Annotated in this window: 19 protein-coding genes and 1 tRNA gene; 13 read left to right on the top strand and 7 right to left on the bottom strand. The window is 62.7% G+C overall.

Annotated features, from left to right (window positions below; translation table 11 throughout):
• Positions 1-52: 52 nt before the first annotated feature.
• The 3 genes from GB927_RS23230 (at position 53) to GB927_RS23220 (ending at position 4595) form a co-directional block, all read left to right on the top strand.
• Positions 53-2239 (top strand): caspase family protein, encoded by a 2187-nt coding sequence (locus GB927_RS23230; RefSeq protein WP_256119602.1) that lies wholly within the window; start codon positions 53-55, stop codon positions 2237-2239.
• Between the two features lie 90 nt (positions 2240-2329).
• Positions 2330-3388, top strand: a complete 1059-nt coding sequence (locus GB927_RS23225) for an alpha/beta fold hydrolase (protein WP_256119601.1) — start codon at positions 2330-2332, stop codon at positions 3386-3388.
• A 157-nt stretch (positions 3389-3545) separates the two neighbouring features.
• Positions 3546-4595: a class I SAM-dependent methyltransferase gene (locus tag GB927_RS23220; protein ID WP_256119600.1), complete on the top strand. Its 1050-nt coding sequence runs from the start codon at positions 3546-3548 to the stop codon at positions 4593-4595.
• A 90-nt stretch (positions 4596-4685) separates the two neighbouring features.
• On the opposite strand, the gene GB927_RS23215 is transcribed toward GB927_RS23220, so the two are convergent.
• Positions 4686-5279: a general stress protein gene (locus GB927_RS23215; RefSeq protein ID WP_256119599.1), complete on the bottom strand. Its 594-nt coding sequence runs from the start codon at positions 5277-5279 to the stop codon at positions 4686-4688.
• Between the two features lie 22 nt (positions 5280-5301).
• Positions 5302-5619, bottom strand: a complete 318-nt coding sequence (locus tag GB927_RS23210) for a PepSY domain-containing protein (RefSeq protein ID WP_256119598.1) — start codon at positions 5617-5619, stop codon at positions 5302-5304.
• Between the two features lie 264 nt (positions 5620-5883).
• Here GB927_RS23210 and GB927_RS23205 point away from each other — a divergent pair, with 264 nt between their 5' ends.
• Complete coding sequence (locus tag GB927_RS23205; protein ID WP_256119597.1) at positions 5884-6783, top strand: hypothetical protein; 900 nt, start codon at positions 5884-5886, stop codon at positions 6781-6783.
• Positions 6784-6911: 128 nt separating this feature from the next.
• Complete coding sequence (locus GB927_RS23200; RefSeq protein WP_256119596.1) at positions 6912-7991, top strand: extracellular catalytic domain type 1 short-chain-length polyhydroxyalkanoate depolymerase; 1080 nt, start codon at positions 6912-6914, stop codon at positions 7989-7991.
• Between the two features lie 211 nt (positions 7992-8202).
• Here the strand turns inward: GB927_RS23200 and GB927_RS23195 are convergent, their stop codons facing one another.
• From GB927_RS23195 to GB927_RS23180, 4 genes are all read right to left on the bottom strand, one after another.
• On the bottom strand, positions 8203-8412 hold the full coding sequence (locus GB927_RS23195; protein WP_256119595.1) for a hypervirulence associated TUDOR domain-containing protein: 210 nt from the start codon (positions 8410-8412) through the stop codon (positions 8203-8205).
• A 17-nt stretch (positions 8413-8429) separates the two neighbouring features.
• Entirely contained in the window at positions 8430-8669 is a 240-nt protein-coding gene (locus GB927_RS23190) for a DUF2934 domain-containing protein (protein WP_256119594.1), read from the bottom strand.
• A gap of 80 nt (positions 8670-8749) precedes the next feature.
• Positions 8750-9046 (bottom strand): PRC-barrel domain-containing protein, encoded by a 297-nt coding sequence (locus GB927_RS23185; RefSeq protein WP_256119593.1) that lies wholly within the window; start codon positions 9044-9046, stop codon positions 8750-8752.
• 310 nt (positions 9047-9356) lie between these two features.
• Entirely contained in the window at positions 9357-9851 is a 495-nt protein-coding gene (locus tag GB927_RS23180) for a BON domain-containing protein (protein ID WP_256119592.1), read from the bottom strand.
• Between the two features lie 175 nt (positions 9852-10026).
• On the opposite strand from GB927_RS23180, the gene GB927_RS23175 reads away from it, so the two are divergent.
• From GB927_RS23175 to GB927_RS23140, 8 genes are all read left to right on the top strand, one after another.
• On the top strand, positions 10027-10263 hold the full coding sequence (locus tag GB927_RS23175) for a hypothetical protein (protein WP_256119591.1): 237 nt from the start codon (positions 10027-10029) through the stop codon (positions 10261-10263).
• 276 nt (positions 10264-10539) lie between these two features.
• On the top strand, positions 10540-10785 hold the full coding sequence (locus GB927_RS23170; RefSeq protein ID WP_256119590.1) for a hypothetical protein: 246 nt from the start codon (positions 10540-10542) through the stop codon (positions 10783-10785).
• 14 nt (positions 10786-10799) lie between these two features.
• On the top strand, positions 10800-10949 hold the full coding sequence (locus tag GB927_RS23165; protein ID WP_256119589.1) for a hypothetical protein: 150 nt from the start codon (positions 10800-10802) through the stop codon (positions 10947-10949).
• 196 nt (positions 10950-11145) lie between these two features.
• Positions 11146-12168: a cytochrome c oxidase subunit II gene (coxB, locus tag GB927_RS23160; RefSeq protein WP_256119588.1), complete on the top strand. Its 1023-nt coding sequence runs from the start codon at positions 11146-11148 to the stop codon at positions 12166-12168.
• Positions 12165-14669: a cytochrome c oxidase subunit I gene (ctaD, locus tag GB927_RS23155; RefSeq protein ID WP_256119587.1), complete on the top strand. Its 2505-nt coding sequence runs from the start codon at positions 12165-12167 to the stop codon at positions 14667-14669. The genes coxB and ctaD overlap by 4 nt, the downstream gene beginning before the upstream one ends.
• A 4-nt stretch (positions 14670-14673) precedes the next feature.
• On the top strand, positions 14674-15054 hold the full coding sequence (locus GB927_RS23150; RefSeq protein WP_256119586.1) for a hypothetical protein: 381 nt from the start codon (positions 14674-14676) through the stop codon (positions 15052-15054).
• Positions 15051-15665 carry a cytochrome c oxidase assembly protein gene (locus tag GB927_RS23145; RefSeq protein ID WP_256119585.1) on the top strand — a complete coding sequence of 205 codons (615 nt, stop codon included), beginning with the start codon at positions 15051-15053 and terminating at the stop codon, positions 15663-15665. The genes GB927_RS23150 and GB927_RS23145 overlap by 4 nt, the downstream gene beginning before the upstream one ends.
• Entirely contained in the window at positions 15665-16729 is a 1065-nt protein-coding gene (locus tag GB927_RS23140) for a c-type cytochrome (RefSeq protein WP_256119584.1), read from the top strand. The genes GB927_RS23145 and GB927_RS23140 overlap by 1 nt, the downstream gene beginning before the upstream one ends.
• Positions 16730-16842: 113 nt before the next feature.
• Here GB927_RS23140 and GB927_RS23135 read toward each other — a convergent pair.
• A tRNA-Met gene (locus tag GB927_RS23135) sits at positions 16843-16919 on the bottom strand.
• Positions 16920-16969 lie beyond the last annotated feature (50 nt).

Here is a 16969-nt window from a genome sequence, read left to right as displayed (position 1 = left end):
TGCAGGCATTGCCAATATATTCGCCGTTGGATTTTCCTCCGAGGAATTGAACATGCTTGTGAAAAGTCTGCTCGCCTGTGCGATGGTTGCGCTCGGCTCGGTATTTTCGCACGGCTTCGCCGACGCACGGGCGGCAACGCAAGAGGTTCCCTCCGATACGTGCCACGAGATAGCGACTGCCGATGCAGCCGTTTCAAGCGATGCAATTCAAAGCAAGGCGGGCAAGCTCGCCCTTGTGATCGGAAACGCGGCCTATAGCGGAGGAATACCACCGCTTCGCAACCCGGCGCATGATGCCACCGCCGTGAGCGACGTCCTTCGAAAGCTGAACTTCACGGTGTTCTTGGCGATCGACGCGCGAGGGGCAACGATACGTGACTGCGTCGCGCGTATGAAGGCCGCCCTTTTGGGTGACGATATCGCACTCATCTATTATTCCGGCCACGGCATCCAGATCGACGATCGCAACTACCTGGTTGCAACCGACGCCAAGGCCGGCGACGGCCTTTCCGATGCCTTCCTCTACATCGATGAGATCATCGACGGCATGAAGGAAAAATCGGCAGCGACCCTCGTCTTCCTTGATGCTTGCCGGAACAACCCCTTTGCGGGCGAAGGCAACCAGGGTTTGTCGGTGTCGACCGGCCGCGGCCTCGACAGAGGGTTGGCGAAGGTCGACCCAGGGACTTCGGACGCGAGAAAGGAAGCGCGCGGCATTTTCGTTGCCTATTCAACATCGCCGAATGCAACGGCGACAGATGGCGAGGGAGACCTCAGCCCCTTCACCGCCGCCTTCGTCAAAGCCGTAAAGACCCCCGGCGTCTCGGTTCAGCGTGCTCTGAGCGAGGTTTCTCGCAGTGTCGGTGAGGCGACGGACTGGTCTCAGACACCATGGATAAAATCCTCGCTCACCGCCGAGATCCTTTTGAACGGCGTCCTGACGCTTGAGGAGGCGATTGCGGTCTCCCAAAATCATGCGGCGACGTCGAAGCGTCTCTTGGGAACCGGCGATGTCCAGGGTGCGATCGTCGAAGCCTTTCGCGGGCTTCCGCAGAAAATAGACGAGACGGCCGCAGCACAATATCCACACGCCTATCAGGCGCTGACAGCTGCTGCACGGTCCAGCAGCATCGTTCTTCCCGTTCCTGCAAACAACATTCACGTCGTCATCGTCAATGCGAGCGGCAGCCGGGCCGTTGTCGCTTCCGTCGACCGCGAATATCGCGGAACTGGCAAGGGCACGCTGGAAATCTGGGATACTACCACCAAGAAGGTGATCGGCACTCTGGGAGATTTGGGCACCGCAGTCCCCAGCGCAAAATTCTCTGCGGACGGATCGCGCGTGGCAGCCTATCTTGGCAAGGGAATCACAAAAATCTCCGACGCCATCACGGGCGAGACCGTCGCGACGATCGCACTCTCTGGAGACAATCTCGGCCCAGCCCATGGCGCCCTCAATCCCCCGATCTTGGTGTTCAGCCAGGATGGAACGGTTCTTGTCGGCACGCTCCACAAGAAGGGCATGGCGCTGGCGCAGGGCTGGGATGTGGCGAGCGGTGCAAAGCGTTTCGAGTTTGATCTCGGCTCCCGGTGCAACGGGCTGGTCAAGATAGCCGGCTGGAGCCTGGACAGGGGTTTTGCCGTGCTGAACGCCGACGGCGCATCCCTTTCCTTCGTTTGCACCAACAATTCCCCCAAAATAGGAAAGGCGATCGTCGTCGGCCGATGGTCATTGTCGCAGAACGCCATGATCGGCTCCGGTGTCTTACCGGTCCCGGACGAGATTTATCCGATCGGATTCGGTTTCAGCCCCGACGGGACGCGGATGACTGTCCAGGAACTCGACAATGGCGGCTCGTACCAAATAACCGTCCTGGATACACAGACCGGGCAAAAGATCGGAGACGTGACGAAAGGGCTCTATTCGTCTTTCTCCCCGGAAGGCGACCTCTACTCCGTCGTTCATGAAGGAGGTGCCACGATTTTCTCCGCGAGAAATGGCGAACGCGTGAGCGAGATCACGGATTATGCCTATACTGTGCCGGCCGCCTTCCGGAAATTCGGCGAGAAATTTGCCGACTACATTCTTCTCGACAACGACATGTCCACGCTGACCCACGACGTATGGTGGCGGCCGGCGGGCACCCTCACGGTCGCTGAGGCGGCACGATCGAGACTGACGGCGGAACAAAAGGCGGAGGCTGATGCCGGCGCGCTGGCTTACAATGAAATTCCGTGAGGCCCGGGCGAAATTCGACCTTCCGAGGGGGCCCGGCCGGGCTGTAACATAAACCTGTCACGCGACTTTCCACTGCGATAGTCTTGGCCCATGAAACTCGACCAGACCATACGGTTCTGCAGCTCGGCAGATGGCACCCGTATCGCCCTCGCGTCCTGCGGGAAGGGACAGGTACTCCTGCGCGCGGCCCACTGGCTCAGTCATGTCGACTATGATCTCCAGAGCCCCGTCTGGCGGCCATGGCTCCAGGCGCTTTCGGCCCGCAACCGGTTCGTGCGCTACGATCCACGCGGCTGCGGTCTGTCGGATCGCTACGTTGCCGACCTCTCGGTCGATGCGTGGCATGCGGATCTGGAGGCCGTGGCCGAAACGATCGAGGAACCGCAATTCGTCCTCCTCGGCCTTTCGCAGGGCGGCGCTCTTGCCATCGCCTATGCCGCGAGGCATCCCGAGCGTGTCTCCCGACTGGTGCTTCTGAACGCCTACGGCCAGGGCGCCCGGGTCCGGGCGCAGACCGATGCGGAGCGACTGGAAGCCGAGACACTCGTCAACTTCATCCGCGTGGGCTGGGGACGCGACAACCCGGCATTTGCCCAGTTCTTCACCAATCTCTTCATCCCGGATGGCACACCGGAGCAGCATCGCTGGTGGGGCGATCTCGAACGCCTGACGGCGGCAGGCGACGTCGCCGCGCAACTGCTATGGAACATGCAGGGCATCGATGTGCTGGAGCTCGCGGCGACGCTGCGCGTGCCGACATTGATCGCCCATAGCCGCGGTGACATGCGCGTGCCGTTCGACCAGGGCTGCAAGCTTGCAGCGGCAATTCCGGGCGCACGCTTCGTACCGCTCGAGAGCAAGAACCATGTCTTGCTGCCCGATGAACCCGCCTGGCCCGTCTTCCTGTCCGAACTGGCCACCTTCCTGGGGCAGGATCGGCCCATGCGGCCGCTTGCGGTCCGCGAAGCCGGTTTGACGCCCGTGGAGGCGGCACTTCTCGACCTCGTCGCAGAGGGGCTCGACAACCGCGAGATTGCGGAACGTCTCGGCAAGAGCGTGAAGACCGTGCGCAACCAGTTGTCGGTGCTCTTCGGCAAACTCGACGTACACAGCCGCTCGCAAGCGATCGTCATCGCGCTGTCTCGATAGCCGCGCCGTGAGCCGGGGCGAAACGGGACATCTGTCCCCTGCATTGTTATATTTCCTCGCCGGTCCGGGACTTGCGCCTCATGCCATCCCTAGGGACGAAGCCCATCCTCTCTCGTCGTGGGCGGCGGCATGTCGTCCGGAACAGGAGGAAACCCACATGACGGAACTCAATGAAACAGCGCTCAATGAACTCGTGGGCCGCGTGCTTGGCGATCTTGGCGGAGCCGTCAGCGTGCCGCTGGTGCGGATCGGCGATGCTCTCGACCTCTACAAGACGCTCAAGGAGATCGGGCCGTCGACGGCCGATGAATTCGCAGATGCTGCGGGATGCTCGCCTCGATACGTGCGGGAGTGGCTCGCAGCGCAAGCGGCTTCGGGTTACGTGCGCTACGAGAACGGCCGGTTCTCGCTCACCCCCGAGCAGGCTTTCGTGTTTGCGGAGCCCGACAGCCCCGTCAATCTGATCGGCGCATTCGATACCGCTGCTGCAATGGCTGAAAACCAGCCGAAGGTGCAAGCCGCCTTCAAGACCGGAAGGGGCGTCGCCTGGGGCGACCAGGCCGGCTGCATGTTCTGCGCCGTGGCACGACTTTTCCGCCCGGGCTACGTCAATGCCCTCGTGCAGGATTGGCTTCCCGCGATGGATGGTGTCGTCGACAAACTGAAGGCAGGAGCGACCGTAGCGGATGTCGGATGCGGCCACGGACTGTCGACGATCCTAATGGCCCAGGCCTTCCCGCACTCTCGGTTCACGGGCTATGATTTCCATCCGGACTCGATCGCCGCTGCAACCGCGCACGCCAGATCGCATGACTTGGCGAACGTGCGCTTCGAAGTCGGCCGAGCCCAGGACTTCAATGGGCGCGATTTCGATCTGATCACCTGCTTCGATTGCCTGCACGACATGGGCGACCCCAAGGCAGCGGCAACGCATATTCGCCAGGCACTGAAGCACGATGGGACATGGATGGTGGTCGAGCCCATGGCCGGGGACAAGCTGGAAGACAACATCAATCCCGTCGGCCGGCTCTACTACTCAGCGTCGACGATGATCTGCATTCCCACATCGCTGGCGCAGGAGACGGGGCTCGCGCTCGGTGCTCAGGCGGGGGAGAAACGGCTCGCCGAAGTGATCCGATCCGGTGGCTTCACTCGCGTTCGGCGCGCCGCCGAGACGCCCCTTAATATGGTTCTAGAGGCGACCTGATGTTGTTTTTACGGTTGGTGCAACAATTGGCCACACCTTCCCTCACCAATCAAAAAAAGGCCGGCGGGTGCCGGCCTTTTCCTTGGTCCATCAGCGCCTGTAGCGCAGACGTTCCTGTTCGATTTCGGCCGTACCATACGGCTTCTGCGTGTCGTCGAAGCTTGTCCAGCCGCCTTCGGCATAAGCCGCGCGCCTCTGCTCGGGGTCCACCCAATTCGACTTGCGAAGGATGGCCTCGGCTTCGGCCTGCAGGTTGTCGTCGACCTTCGCGGTCACCAGCGTGCCGCCGCGGCGCACGCCCTCGGCATAGACATGCGCGTGTTCTTCGGACACGCCGGATTCGGTCAAAGCGCCGATCAGCCCGCCGGCCGCACCGCCTGCCACGGCACCGGCGACAGCACCTGCTGCCGTGGCAGCGAGCCACCCGGCGGCGACGACCGGCCCGACACCGGGGATGGCCATGATGCCCAGTCCGGTCAGGAGGCCGCCGACGCCGCCAACGGCAGCACCGATGCCCGCGCCGGTTCCGGCACCTTCAGCGGCATTGGTTTCCTTGCCGTGGCGTTCGTCCGCATTGTTGGAAACGATGCTGATATCGCTGGAGGGCACACCACGTGCCTCCAGGGCGCTGACGGCGGCGCTGGCATCGGAGTAATCGTCGAACAGTCCGGTAACAGTTTTCATGGGAATCTCCTGAAGTCTGAAATTACTTGGCGACGATGTTGCCCTGGTAGTCGAGCGCGACGGTCACGGCCTTGCCGTCTTTCATCGCCTTGGCCTGCCAGATGCCCTTGTCGTCCAAGGCAAGGTCGGTGACCTCAGCATAGCCGGCTTCTGCGATGCGTTCCTTCGCCTGGTCCTCGGTGAAGCTGTTGGCACCCTCAACAGGCGCTGTCGCATTCATGCTGTCGGGCGTGGCAACCGCGGGTGTGTCGCCATCAGTCGTCGGGGTCGTGGACGTCTGAGCAAAGGCGCCAAAAGTCGAGGCGCCCACAAGCGCTGCGGCTAGGAGAAGTTTTTTCATGATTATTTCCTCGTTGAGGCCTGAGAGCAGGCTCCACAAGAACACCGTGCCAGGCGCATGGTTCCACGAAGAAAAAAATAGAAAATGGTGATGATAATCCGTGGAACATCAGCCGTTTCAAAGAGTTGACGCGACATGCTGCGAACATTCGCTCGCAGGCAATTGGAGGTCTTCAAAATGGGTCGCGGTATTCTTCTCTGGCTTCTGGGCATTCCCCTGCCGATTGTCATCCTGCTCGTTCTCTTCCTGCGATAGGAGGCGGACATGTCCCTTTACAGTTCTGACGTCTCCGGCGTCGGCGTTGAATCCAGCACGCCCGCGCTCGCCTGGGGTCCCGTAATCGGCGGTTCGGTCGCGGCAGCCGCCACGACGATCATCCTCCTCCTTCTGGGTTCCGGGGTCGGCCTCACGATGGTCTCGCCCTGGGCGGGGGAAAGCGCGTCCTTTACGGCGGTCAGCGTGACGGCGGCGATCTGGTTCGTCGTCGTGCAATGGCTCGCTTCGGCGCTTGGCGGCTATCTCACCGGTCGCCTTCGCACCAAATGGGCCGGCATCCATACGGATGAGGTCTTCTTCCGCGATACGGCGCATGGCTTTCTCAGCTGGGCCTTGGCGACAGTTGTCGTTGCAGGCCTGGCCGGTTCCGCCTTCACGTCGCTTGCCGGGACGGGCGTGCAGGCCGCCTCGACGGTCGCAGCAACCGCGACAGTTGCAGGCTCGGCCGCGGCAGCAAACAGCGATGCGTCGCCCGACGCGGCCACCGGCTACTTTACGGACCTTCTGCTTCGCCCGCAGGATCTGACAACGCGGGCGCAGGGCGATGACGCATCGGCCACCGCCGAGATTTCCCGCATCCTGTTGCAAGGCGCGGTCAACGATGGTGTGCCGGAAGCCGACCGGGCCTATATGTCCGCCATCGTCGCATCGCGCGCCGGCGTGACCCCGGAGGAAGCGCGTGCCCGGGTTGACCAGGTTCTTCAGCAGGTCGAGGATGCGAAGAATGCCGCGCTGAAAGCCGCCGATGAGGCGCGCAACTCCGCCGCGACGGTGGCGATGCTCGGTGCCCTGTCGCTGCTCGTCGGCGCGTTCATCGCGTCCGCTGCCGCCGCCCTCGGTGGACGTCAGCGTGACGACGAAGAAGCCGCATTGATTGTCAAGCGCTAGACCTGATCGAAGCCGCCTCCCGGGGCGGCTTCTTTCCTCAAAGCAGATTTATTGTGCAGTGCAGCAACCATATCGCTACTGATGGGTTAGGGTGTATGCGCCAATCCGGCGCGCCCCTGGAGCACCCCATGAGATCCCTGTCCGATACGCTCGAACGCCTCGCCCGGTTGCGCGCGGTGAAGCCCGCCGCCCCGACGGGCTCCATTCTCAGGAAACTCGATCAATTCGGAAGCAACCCTGGTGCTCTGACCTCATGGCACCATGTGCCCAAGCATCTGCCGACCGCGCCGGCCCTGGTGGTCGTGCTGCACGGCTGCACCCAAACCGCCGCCGGCTACGATGCCGGCTCCGGCTGGTCGGCGCTCGCCGAGGATTACGGTTTCGTCGTCCTTTTTCCCGAACAGGTCAGACAGAACAATGCGAACCTGTGCTTCAACTGGTTCAATGCCGCCGACACGCGGCGCGATGAGGGCGAGGCCATGTCCATCCGGCAGATGATTGCCACGATGGTCGCCGAACACCGCATCGATGAGCGCCGGGTCTACATCACCGGCCTCTCGGCCGGCGGCGCCATGGCGAATGCGATGCTGGCCTGTTACCCGGATGTTTTTGCCGGCGGCGCCATCATCGCCGGCCTCCCCTACTCTGCCGCGTCAACCGTGCCGGAAGCATTCGATCGCATGCGCGGGCAAGGGCTTCCCAAAACGAACGCCCTGCAGGCAAGCCTGCGCGCCGCCTCACGGCATGAGGGCGCGTGGCCGACGGTTTCCGTCTGGCACGGAACGGGTGACAACACGGTCGTGCCGGAAAATGCGGCCGCGGTCGTCGCGCAGTGGCGTGGCGTGCATGCATTGCCGGAACAGCCGACATCCTCAGAGACATTCGCCAAATATTCCCGGTCGGCCTGGCGCGACGAACGCGGCACGGATGCCATCGAACTCTACCGGATCCCCGGCATGGCCCACGGCACACCCATCGATTCCTCCACCGGCTATGGCCACGGCGCGCCCTTCATGCTCGATGTCGGCGTTTCCTCCACCGTGGAGATCGCAAGGACGTGGGGACTTGCGGCCTCCTTCGAGCGCCGCGAGCGTCCGAAGGCCGAAGTCATCGACGAGCGTCCCGCCATACACCCGAGCGGCGGTGCTGGAAACAAGATCCAATCCGTCATCGAGAATGCACTGCGCTCGGCCGGGCTGATGAAATGATGGCACCGTGGCTCACCTGACACGCCACATATAGATGGTCGGCGGAGCACGTCGCTCCGTCGTTGTTCTGGCAAGAGACCGACGGTCCGCCCGTTACAATTCCGAGAGCGAAGGGCTGGATCGGCGGCGAGGCCAGCTGCACCACGCGTCATCCGAAATCGTCAATGTCCATCTTGCCGGCCGTATTCGAGGCTCACATCCGACAAAGGGTCTAGGCCTTCTTGAGCGCCTCTGGCTTGTGCGCTGCCCGCTTGCCCGATTTGTCGCTTTCGACGATGAACTGAGGATCATCTTTCGTGGCCTTGACGGTATGGCCCTTGATCTTTGTTTCGCTGGTCTGCTTCCTTACGACCTTGCCTTCGGTTTCGCCCTGGCTGGTCTCCCAGTTCACCTTGTCGCCTTTTTTGAACTTGTCGCTCATCTTGGCCTCCAGCAACGTCAATCGGGGCTCGCCACTGAGGGAGGCCTGATGTTTGCGGGCTCGCTTTCCCCGCCGCCGCGCGCGAATTCGTCGTCGGCTTGCTGATTGACCCGAGTCACGTCATCCGACTCCTGCTCACTCAACTCCACTTCCTCTCCGGCGCGCCTCCAATGGTCGGCGTGTTGGCCGTACGGACGGCATTCGTCCTCCCAGATTTTATAGGCGCGCTCACGGTGCTGCTGCTCCTTATCCACCATTTCAGTCTCCGCGATTTTTGAGCCGATCCACGACCAAAAGCCCGGCATCGAGCCGGGCTTCAGGTCTGCTGAAATACCTGTCAGTGATGGTGTTCGGGCATTTCCTTGAGCTGGTCCTTGGTCCAGCTCGTCACCGCGTGAACGTCGCCGTCCTCGTCGCGCATGAACTCGAGATCGGTCAGCGGAACGCCGACCGGCTTCGCACCGATGCCAAGGAACCCGCCGACGTCGATCACAGCTGTGCTTCCGGAGCCAGCGCCGTGGACATGGTCAAGGGTGCCGACCTTGTGGTCGTCCGCCCCATAAATGGTTGCGCCTTCCAGAACGTCAGGCGTCATTTCGGCAGCGGTTAGACGTACGTGATTTGTGTGGTCCATGTCGGTTTCCTCCATTGAATAGGAGTTTGGGAAACCCGCATGGCTCCTCTTTGTTCCGCGAGGACGACCTGCGATTTTGCGGTTCTCAGCGCAACGACAGCCCCCTGTAGTCAGCTATGATCGAAGAGACGGCGTCGAGTGCAGTCTTCGCATCGACTCCACCGGCTTTCCGAGCCTCACCACATCATTTCCGGTTGGATCTCGGCAAAGGGACGCGCCGCCCCTATTAGGAAGGCGCGTCCTGCCGGCCACGTCGCTCCAGCGTCGTCCGCCCCGTTCCCTGGAACGAAGGCGCCGTCGCCGTTGGATCCTATTCTTCGCTATCGTTCGGAATATGGCTATCGACGCCCCGTGTCAGCAGCTCCCGCGCATGCACATTGCGAACGCCCTTGACTGCGCGGATCGAGCCAATGAGATGGCGACGATCGTCCTCGCTGTCGATACTGCCATCGATGTCGACCACGCCGTCGCGGACGTTGATCTCCAGGGAGGCAAGGTCGATCTGCTTGTCGCCTTCAAGTGCTAGCGTTATGCGCTCTTCCAGTTCGTCGTCCGCGATCACATCTTCCGTCCCGTCGGAAAATGGCAGGGGAGCGCCGCTCACGTCGGTCGCCACCGGATCGAGCGACACCTCGACACCCTCATTGTCCAACTGGTCGAAGTTTGCGTCAGGGGCGCCATAGGGTGCGTTCCGCGCTTCGCGCGGATCGGCGTCCTTGTCGGCATAGGGCCATCCATCGCGGATGTCCCGTTGCTCGAAGTCACGAAAATCGTCTTCACGTGAGACTTGCTTGCGGTCGGCCATCGCTTTCTCCACTTCATTATTCCTGCTGCATTGGGAAGATCGAACCGATCATGACGCACTTTGTTCCCTGCTTGCCCTGCTGCGCAGGGTCTGTGCGCTTATGCGGCAATCACCTTGCGCCCTATCTTGATGGTGCGGATGCTGTTAGCACCATTGGGCAACATTGGAGAAAGCCGTGACCCTCAACGAAAAATTCAAAATCATTCTCGGCGCCTTCCTTAGCCCGCGCTACGGCGTCTCGCCGTCTACCCCCCGCGGCACGGTAGAAAACTACTCCAGAAAACATGGGTTGGCCGGCTCGGACTTTTCCGAGACCATCGAAGCGGCCATAAGCGCGGGATTGATCTCGATCGGCTCAGACTCGTCGTTCTCAATTAGGGAAGCCGGCCGCACCAAACTGGCACGGCGCTAGCCAAGAGCTGGAGCCGAAAGCGCAGAATGACCCCCTGAATAGGTTGGCGTGTTCATTCGCGAGACCTCACCAAGATAGCGCTCTCGGACGTTTCAGGCTTCAAGCAACTTCCAAATTTGTCTTGCCGTCGATGCGAGGCTCGGAGCCGCTCGAACCAAAGCCAGTGAACTGCGTTACTGGTGCGCTACGCTATCCGTATTGGATTTATTCCAAGAGGACGAGGCGAGGCGCGAGGCCAGTCAAAGCCCCGACTGGCCTCGTTCGAAAGGAGACACCATGACGACGCTTATCACCTCGCCACCCAAACCAACGAGTGACGCCTCCGCGCAGAGCGACTGTGAGAACGCTTTTGCACGACCAGTGTGCGAATTGATCGACAAAATCACTCAAGCAGGCTGCGCGCCGGAGATTGCCTTTGCGGCAGTCAAAAGAGTGCTGGAGGATCAGACGCATGCCTACGCGAAACACCCGCGGCCTGCCGAGGGCCATAAACCCAGCCCATTTCCGCTCGCGCCGTTCTGATAGGAGTCAACGCTGTGAGACTGAAAGCCAATGTCATGGGCATTTGTTTGCTCGCCACCTTCGTCCTCATCTTCGGATCGATTATCAGTATGGTGCTGTTCTCGGCAGGAACGGCTCCAACGACAATGAGCGTCGAGGCCCTCGCAAAGCAAGAGGCGCACTAGTGCCTAAAGGCGCCAAACAATCCTAGATCCGGACGTAAAGTGCTTGAGTAGGGCAAGCAAAAGCATTCGGACGTCCCGCGTATGAAAAGGCGATGTTCGTGGCTAATCTAGTGGCTCAGCGTCGCAGCAAATCCCGTCCCGGCAGCAAATGAGGAAGATCGGCGCCGGTGCAGGTTTACCCCTTGCCCGCCGCAGGATGCGAGCCATATCGCTCAAAGTAAGTCCCTCAGGAGCAAGATCGATTTCCCGACGCGCCCTCCCCATCCTGCTGATCCCGCTGAGCGGCTGTACCGGCGCGCAGTCGGCGCTCGACCCGGCGGGAGAGGAGGCCGCGGCGGTTTTTCAGCTCTTTCTTGTCATGGTGGTGGGTGGCGCGCTGATCTGGATCGCCGTGGTCGGCCTGCTGATCCATGCCGGGCGGCGGCGCGAAACGCCTTGGTCGGCGGAGAAGGCCGGGCGGCTGATCGCCTGGGGCGGGGTCGCCTTTCCCGTCGTGGTGCTTCTGGCGCTGCTTGCCTATGCGGTCTGGCTGATGCCTGCGATCCGGCCATGGCTGGCGCGCGTCGCCCCGGCACCGGAAACGATCGAGGTCACCGGGGAGCAATTCTGGTGGCGCATCCGCTATCCGGCCAGCGACGGTATGCCGGGTTTCGAGACGGCAAACGAGCTGCGGCTGCCGGTCGGCACGCGCACCGCCTTTTCGCTGAAGGCGGCCGATGTCATCCATTCCTTCTGGATCCCGGCGCTTGGCGGCAAGATGGACATGATCCCCGGCCGCACCAACATGCTGTCGCTGGAGCCCACGCGCACCGGGCTTTTTCGCGCGCCCTGCGCGGAATTCTGCGGCACGTCGCATACGCTCATGGCCTTTTCGGTCGTCGTCATGGAGCCGGACGACTATGCCACCTGGCGCCGGGCACAGGCGGGCGGCAACCGGCCGGGTACCGGCGAAGGAAAGCGGCTTTTTGCCTATCACGGCTGCGCCGGTTGTCATGGCGTGCGCGGCGTGACGGGGCCGGCAACCCTCGGCCCGGACCTCACCTTCTTCGGCCAGCGCCAGACGGTCGGCGCCGGCACGCTTGCCAACACGGCGCAGAATGTCGCCCGTTTCATCCGCGACCCAGGCGCGGTGAAACCCGGCGCGAAAATGCCGGCCTTCGACATGCTGCCGGAAAAGGACATCGCCGCCATCGCCACTTACCTGGTGGGGCTCCAATGACCGATCTCTCCAGCGAAGACCGGACAGCGCAGGAGGCACGATTGCGCGAGGTCTGGCGCACGCCGTCCGGCTGGCGCTACTGGACCTCCGTCAACAACACCGAGATCGGCCTGTGGTACGGCGCGGCCGCCTTTGTCTTCATGCTGTTTGCCGGTGTTCTGGCCCTGCTCGTGCGCGTGCAGCTCGCCGTGCCGGGAAACGATTTTCTCTCCGCCGACATGTTCAACCAGGCCTTCACCCTGCACGGCACGGTGATGATGTTCCTTTTCGCCGTGCCGATCTTCGAGGCGGTGGCGATCTTCCTGCTCCCTTCCATGCTCGGCGCGCGCGAACTGCCCTTCCCCCGGCTTTCCGCCTTCGGCTTCTGGAGTTTCGCGCTCGGCGGCGTCTTCGTCTGCGGCTCGATCTTTTTTGGCGCGGCGCCGAACACCGGGTGGTTCATGTATCCGCCGCTCGCCACCGACAAGGAATATTCCGGTATCGGCGCGGATATCTGGCTCCTCGGTCTCTCCTTCATCGAGGTCGCGTCGATCGCCGCCGCGGTGGAGCTGATCGTCGGTATCATGAAGTGCCGCGCTCCCGGCATGCGCATCAACATGATGCCGCTCTTTGCCTGGTATCTCTTGATCGTGGCCGGCATGATCCTCTTCGCCTTCCCGCCGCTGATTGCCGGCGACATCCTGTTCGAGATGGAACGGATGTTCGACTGGCCGTTCTTCGACGCGGCGCGCGGCGGCGATCCGCTGCTGTGGCAGCACCTGTTCTGGATCTTCGGCCACCCGGAAGTCTACATCATCTTCCTGCCGGCAATCGCGCTGATGGCGATGATCGTGCCGACCTTCGCGCAAAGACCGATCGTCGGCTATTCCTGGATCGTGCTCGCCGCCGTCGGAACCGGGTTCCTGAGTTTCGGCCTGTGGGTGCATCACATGTTCACCACCGGCCTGCCGCAGATCTCGCTCGCCTTCTTCTCCGCCGCCTCCGAGGCGGTGGCGATCCCGACCGGCGTGCAGATCTTCGTCTTCATCGCCACCATGCTCGCCGGCCGCGTCATCTTTTCCGTTCCGATGCTGTTTGGCGCCGGCGGGCTCGCCATCTTCATCATCGGCGGACTGACCGGCGTCATGGTGGCGCTGGTGCCCTTCGACTGGCAGGCGCACGATACCTATTTCATCGTCGCCCATCTGCATTATGTGCTGATCGGCGGCATGCTCTTCCCGATCGTGGCCGGCATCTACTACTATTATCCGCTGCTGGATGCGCGAAAACTCTCCGACCGGCTCGGGAAAATCGCCTTCTGGCTGATGTTCGTCGGCTTCAACGTGGCCTTCTTCCCCATGCATCTCGCGGGCCTGCGGGGCATGCCGCGGCGTGTTTTCACCTATCCCGCCGATATCGGCTGGGACTGGTTCAACCTGATTTCGACCATCGGCGCCTTCATCTTCGCCTCCGGCGTCACCCTTGTGGTGATCGACGTGCTGCGCCCAAAGCACCGCCAGCCGAAGGGCGAGCAGAACCCCTGGAATTCCGGCACGCTGGAATGGATCAGCGAGCCGGAGGAAAAGTGGGGCGTGCGCTCCATCCCGATCATCACGAGCCGCTACCCGATCTGGGACCAGCCCAGCCTGATCGAAGACATCAAGGCTGGCCGCGGTTATCTGCCCGACGCCAAGGACGGCGCGCGTGAAACGCTCGTCACCTCGGTGCTTGACGCAAAACCCATCCAATGCCTGCGCGTCGGCGGCACATCGATCCTCACCATCGTTGCCGCCTTCTCGCTCGGCGGTGTCTTCATCGCGCTGACCTTCCATTGGTGGATCACGACGATCGTCTGCGCGATCATGACGCTCGCGGCGATCATTGCCTGGCTCTGGACAGGCACGGCCGTCATCCCGAAGGAGGAGATGCGCGATGTCGGCCTCGGCGAGACGCTGCCGCTCTATACGTCGGGGCCGCAATCGGTCGGCTGGTGGGCGATGTTCATCACCATGGCGGGCGACGGCACGGCCTATGCCAGCCTGATGTTCGGCTATTTCTTCTACTGGACGATCCACGAGGATTTCACCGCCGGCCATGCGGGTCCCGGAATGCTCTGGCCGCTTACCGCCGCCGGTCTCTTCACGCTCGCCTGGGCGGCCATGCTTGCCGCGCGATGGGTCAATGAAACCGACCGGCGCGGCCTCACCCGGCTCACGCTCGCCGTCGCGATGCTCCTGACGCTCGCCGCCTGTTGCGCGGGGCTTGCCGGGCCCTATCTCACCAGCATGGACCCGACCGTACATGTCTACCCGGCGATCGTCTGGGTCGTCGCCCTCTGGACCGTCGTGCATGGCGGCGTCGCCATCATCATGCAACTCTACTGCCTCGCCCGGAACCTCGCCGGGCGGATGAGCGCGCGCCACGACATGGACCTGCGCAATGTCGTGCTCTACTGGCATTTCCTCGTCATCACCGCGATCACGTCTTTCGGCGTGCTCGGCCTCTTTCCGGGATCGAGGTGACGCGATGCGCCTCATCCCCAAGGACGTCGAAAGCCTCTGGACGCTCTTCACCGCACCGACCGTCTGGGCGCTGCATTTTCTCGCCTGTTATGTGACCGCCGCGGTCTTCTGTGCCAAGGCGGGCGTTGCGCCCTTCTCCTTCGAGGCGATGCGGTTGGCCCTCGGCGTTGTCACGCTGGTTGCGCTGTCGGGCATCGTCCTCTCGGCCTATCTTGCCTGGCGGCAATGGGGTTTCGGCTCGGGCGACCCGCCGCATGACGAGCCGACCCGCAAAGACCGCTTGCTCTTCCAGGGCTTTGCGACGCTGCTGCTCTCCGGCCTGAGCTTCGTCGCGGTGGTTTTCGGCGCCGTGCCGCTGCTGTTCATCGGAGCGTGCCAGCCATGAGGACGATCGCGCTCCCCGCCGGCCTTGCGCTTCTCGGCCTTGCCCTCGTCCTCGGTCTTGGCGCAGGCTCCTTCACCGTCCATATGGTCGCGCATATGGGCATCGTCGCGGTGGCCGCGCCGCTGATCGCCTATGGCCTTGTCGGCACGCAGGGTGATCCGCCGGCAGGTTTAGCGTGGGTGACGCCAATACTGGCCTCGCTGGTCGAACTCGCTGTGGTCTGGTTCTGGCATGTACCGGTTCTGCGCGCGACGGCGGATGCGAGCCGGGCGCTGACGCTCTTCGAGCAGGCGAGTTTTCTCGCCGCCGGCCTGCTGCTGTGGATCACCTGTCTGCGGCCGGGCGACGGGCGGCTCGCCGGGACGATCGGCCTGCTGTTCACCTCCATGCACATGACGCTGCTCGGCGTGCTTCTGGCATTGGCGCCGCGCCCACTCTACGGCGACGGCGCCGTCAGTTGTTTCGGTATCCCTCTTTCCGCGGCCGTCGACCAGCAGATCGGCGGCGTGGTCATGCTGATGGTGGGGGCGCTCTCCTATCTCGCCGGCGGCGTGGCCCTGCTTGCGGGCCTGCTTCGAGACGGTGAAGAAAAGATGGTGGAGGAGCGCTGATGCGGATCGGCTGGAAACACCTCGCCGCTCTGCCCGTCGCCGGCATCGCGGTCGCATTTCTCGTCGCATGGAGCGGCCTGATCAGCGTCAAGGCAAGCACCGGTCATTGGAAGGTCACGGACATTTTCCTGCACTGGGTGATGCGGTCGTCGGTCCGAACAGCCGCGATCGGCACGACGGTTCCGGCCTTTACCGAGGGCATGCTGCCGATGGCGGCCGGACACTTCGAGACCGGGTGTGCGATCTGCCACGGCTCGCCGGCCATGCCACGACCCGATAGTGTCGGCAGGATGCTGCCCGCGCCGCCCGATCTCAAGGACAAGATCGCCACCTGGAGCGACGCGGAACTCTTCCAGATCGTTCAGCACGGCGTTCGCTATACCGGCATGCCAGCCTGGCCGGTCGCCGGCCGTGAAGACGAGGCCTGGGCGATGGTCGCCTTTCTCCGTCGCTATCGCGAACTCGATGCCGAACAATACCGCACGCTCGCGGGCTTCAGTGCAACCCGGTCGCAGGCGATGGACCGGATCATCGAGACCTGCAACGGCTGCCATACGCCGACCCGGCTCGGGCCGGACAGCCTCATTCCCCGTCTTGCCGGGCAATCCGCGGCCTATCTTGAACAGGCTCTTCTTGCCTATGCTGACGGAACGCGGCACAGCGGCGTCATGGTCGTGGCCATCGAGACACGGACCGAAGCGGAGTTGCAGGCACTAGCGCGCCATTTTTCTGAGGAACCCGCCGATTCAAGGCCCCTATCGGAGAGCGGCCTGTTCGAACGAGGCCAGACGCTCGCGACAAAAGGCGATCCTGACCGCGGCATTCCGGCATGCCTCTCGTGCCACGACAAGGCCCAGGCAAACCCCAGTTACCCCCGCCTATCCGGCCAACCCGCTGCCTATCTCGCAAACCAGCTTCGGCTGTTCATCGGGAAAACGCGAGGGGGCGGCCCTTTCAAGGAGCTGATGATCCGCTCGGCCGCGAACCTGGAAGCGAACGACATCGCGGCATTGGCGGCCTACTTCGCGATACGGGAAGCGGCTGGGACCAATGTTGCGAAGTGAGCGGAGGGGACGCACGCGGATCGCCTGATTAGCAGCACATAACAGCGGCTGATTTTCCCCACCCCTAGAAACGTCAAAAGCCCTCCATGTTTGGAGGGCTTTTTGTTATGATTTGGTTGCGGGGGCAGGATTTGAACCTGCGGCCTTCAGGTTATGAGCCTGACGAGCTACCGGGCTGCTCCACCCCGCGCCAAGGTTTTTGCCTTCGGCAAAATACCGGTGCGATGAACCTGAGGGGTT

The organism is Shinella lacus (genome assembly GCF_010994755.1).
Classification (GTDB): Bacteria; Pseudomonadota; Alphaproteobacteria; order Rhizobiales; family Rhizobiaceae; genus Shinella; species Shinella lacus.
Note: the sequence above shows the minus strand (reverse complement) of the source record. Positions and strands in the feature narration are given on the sequence as shown.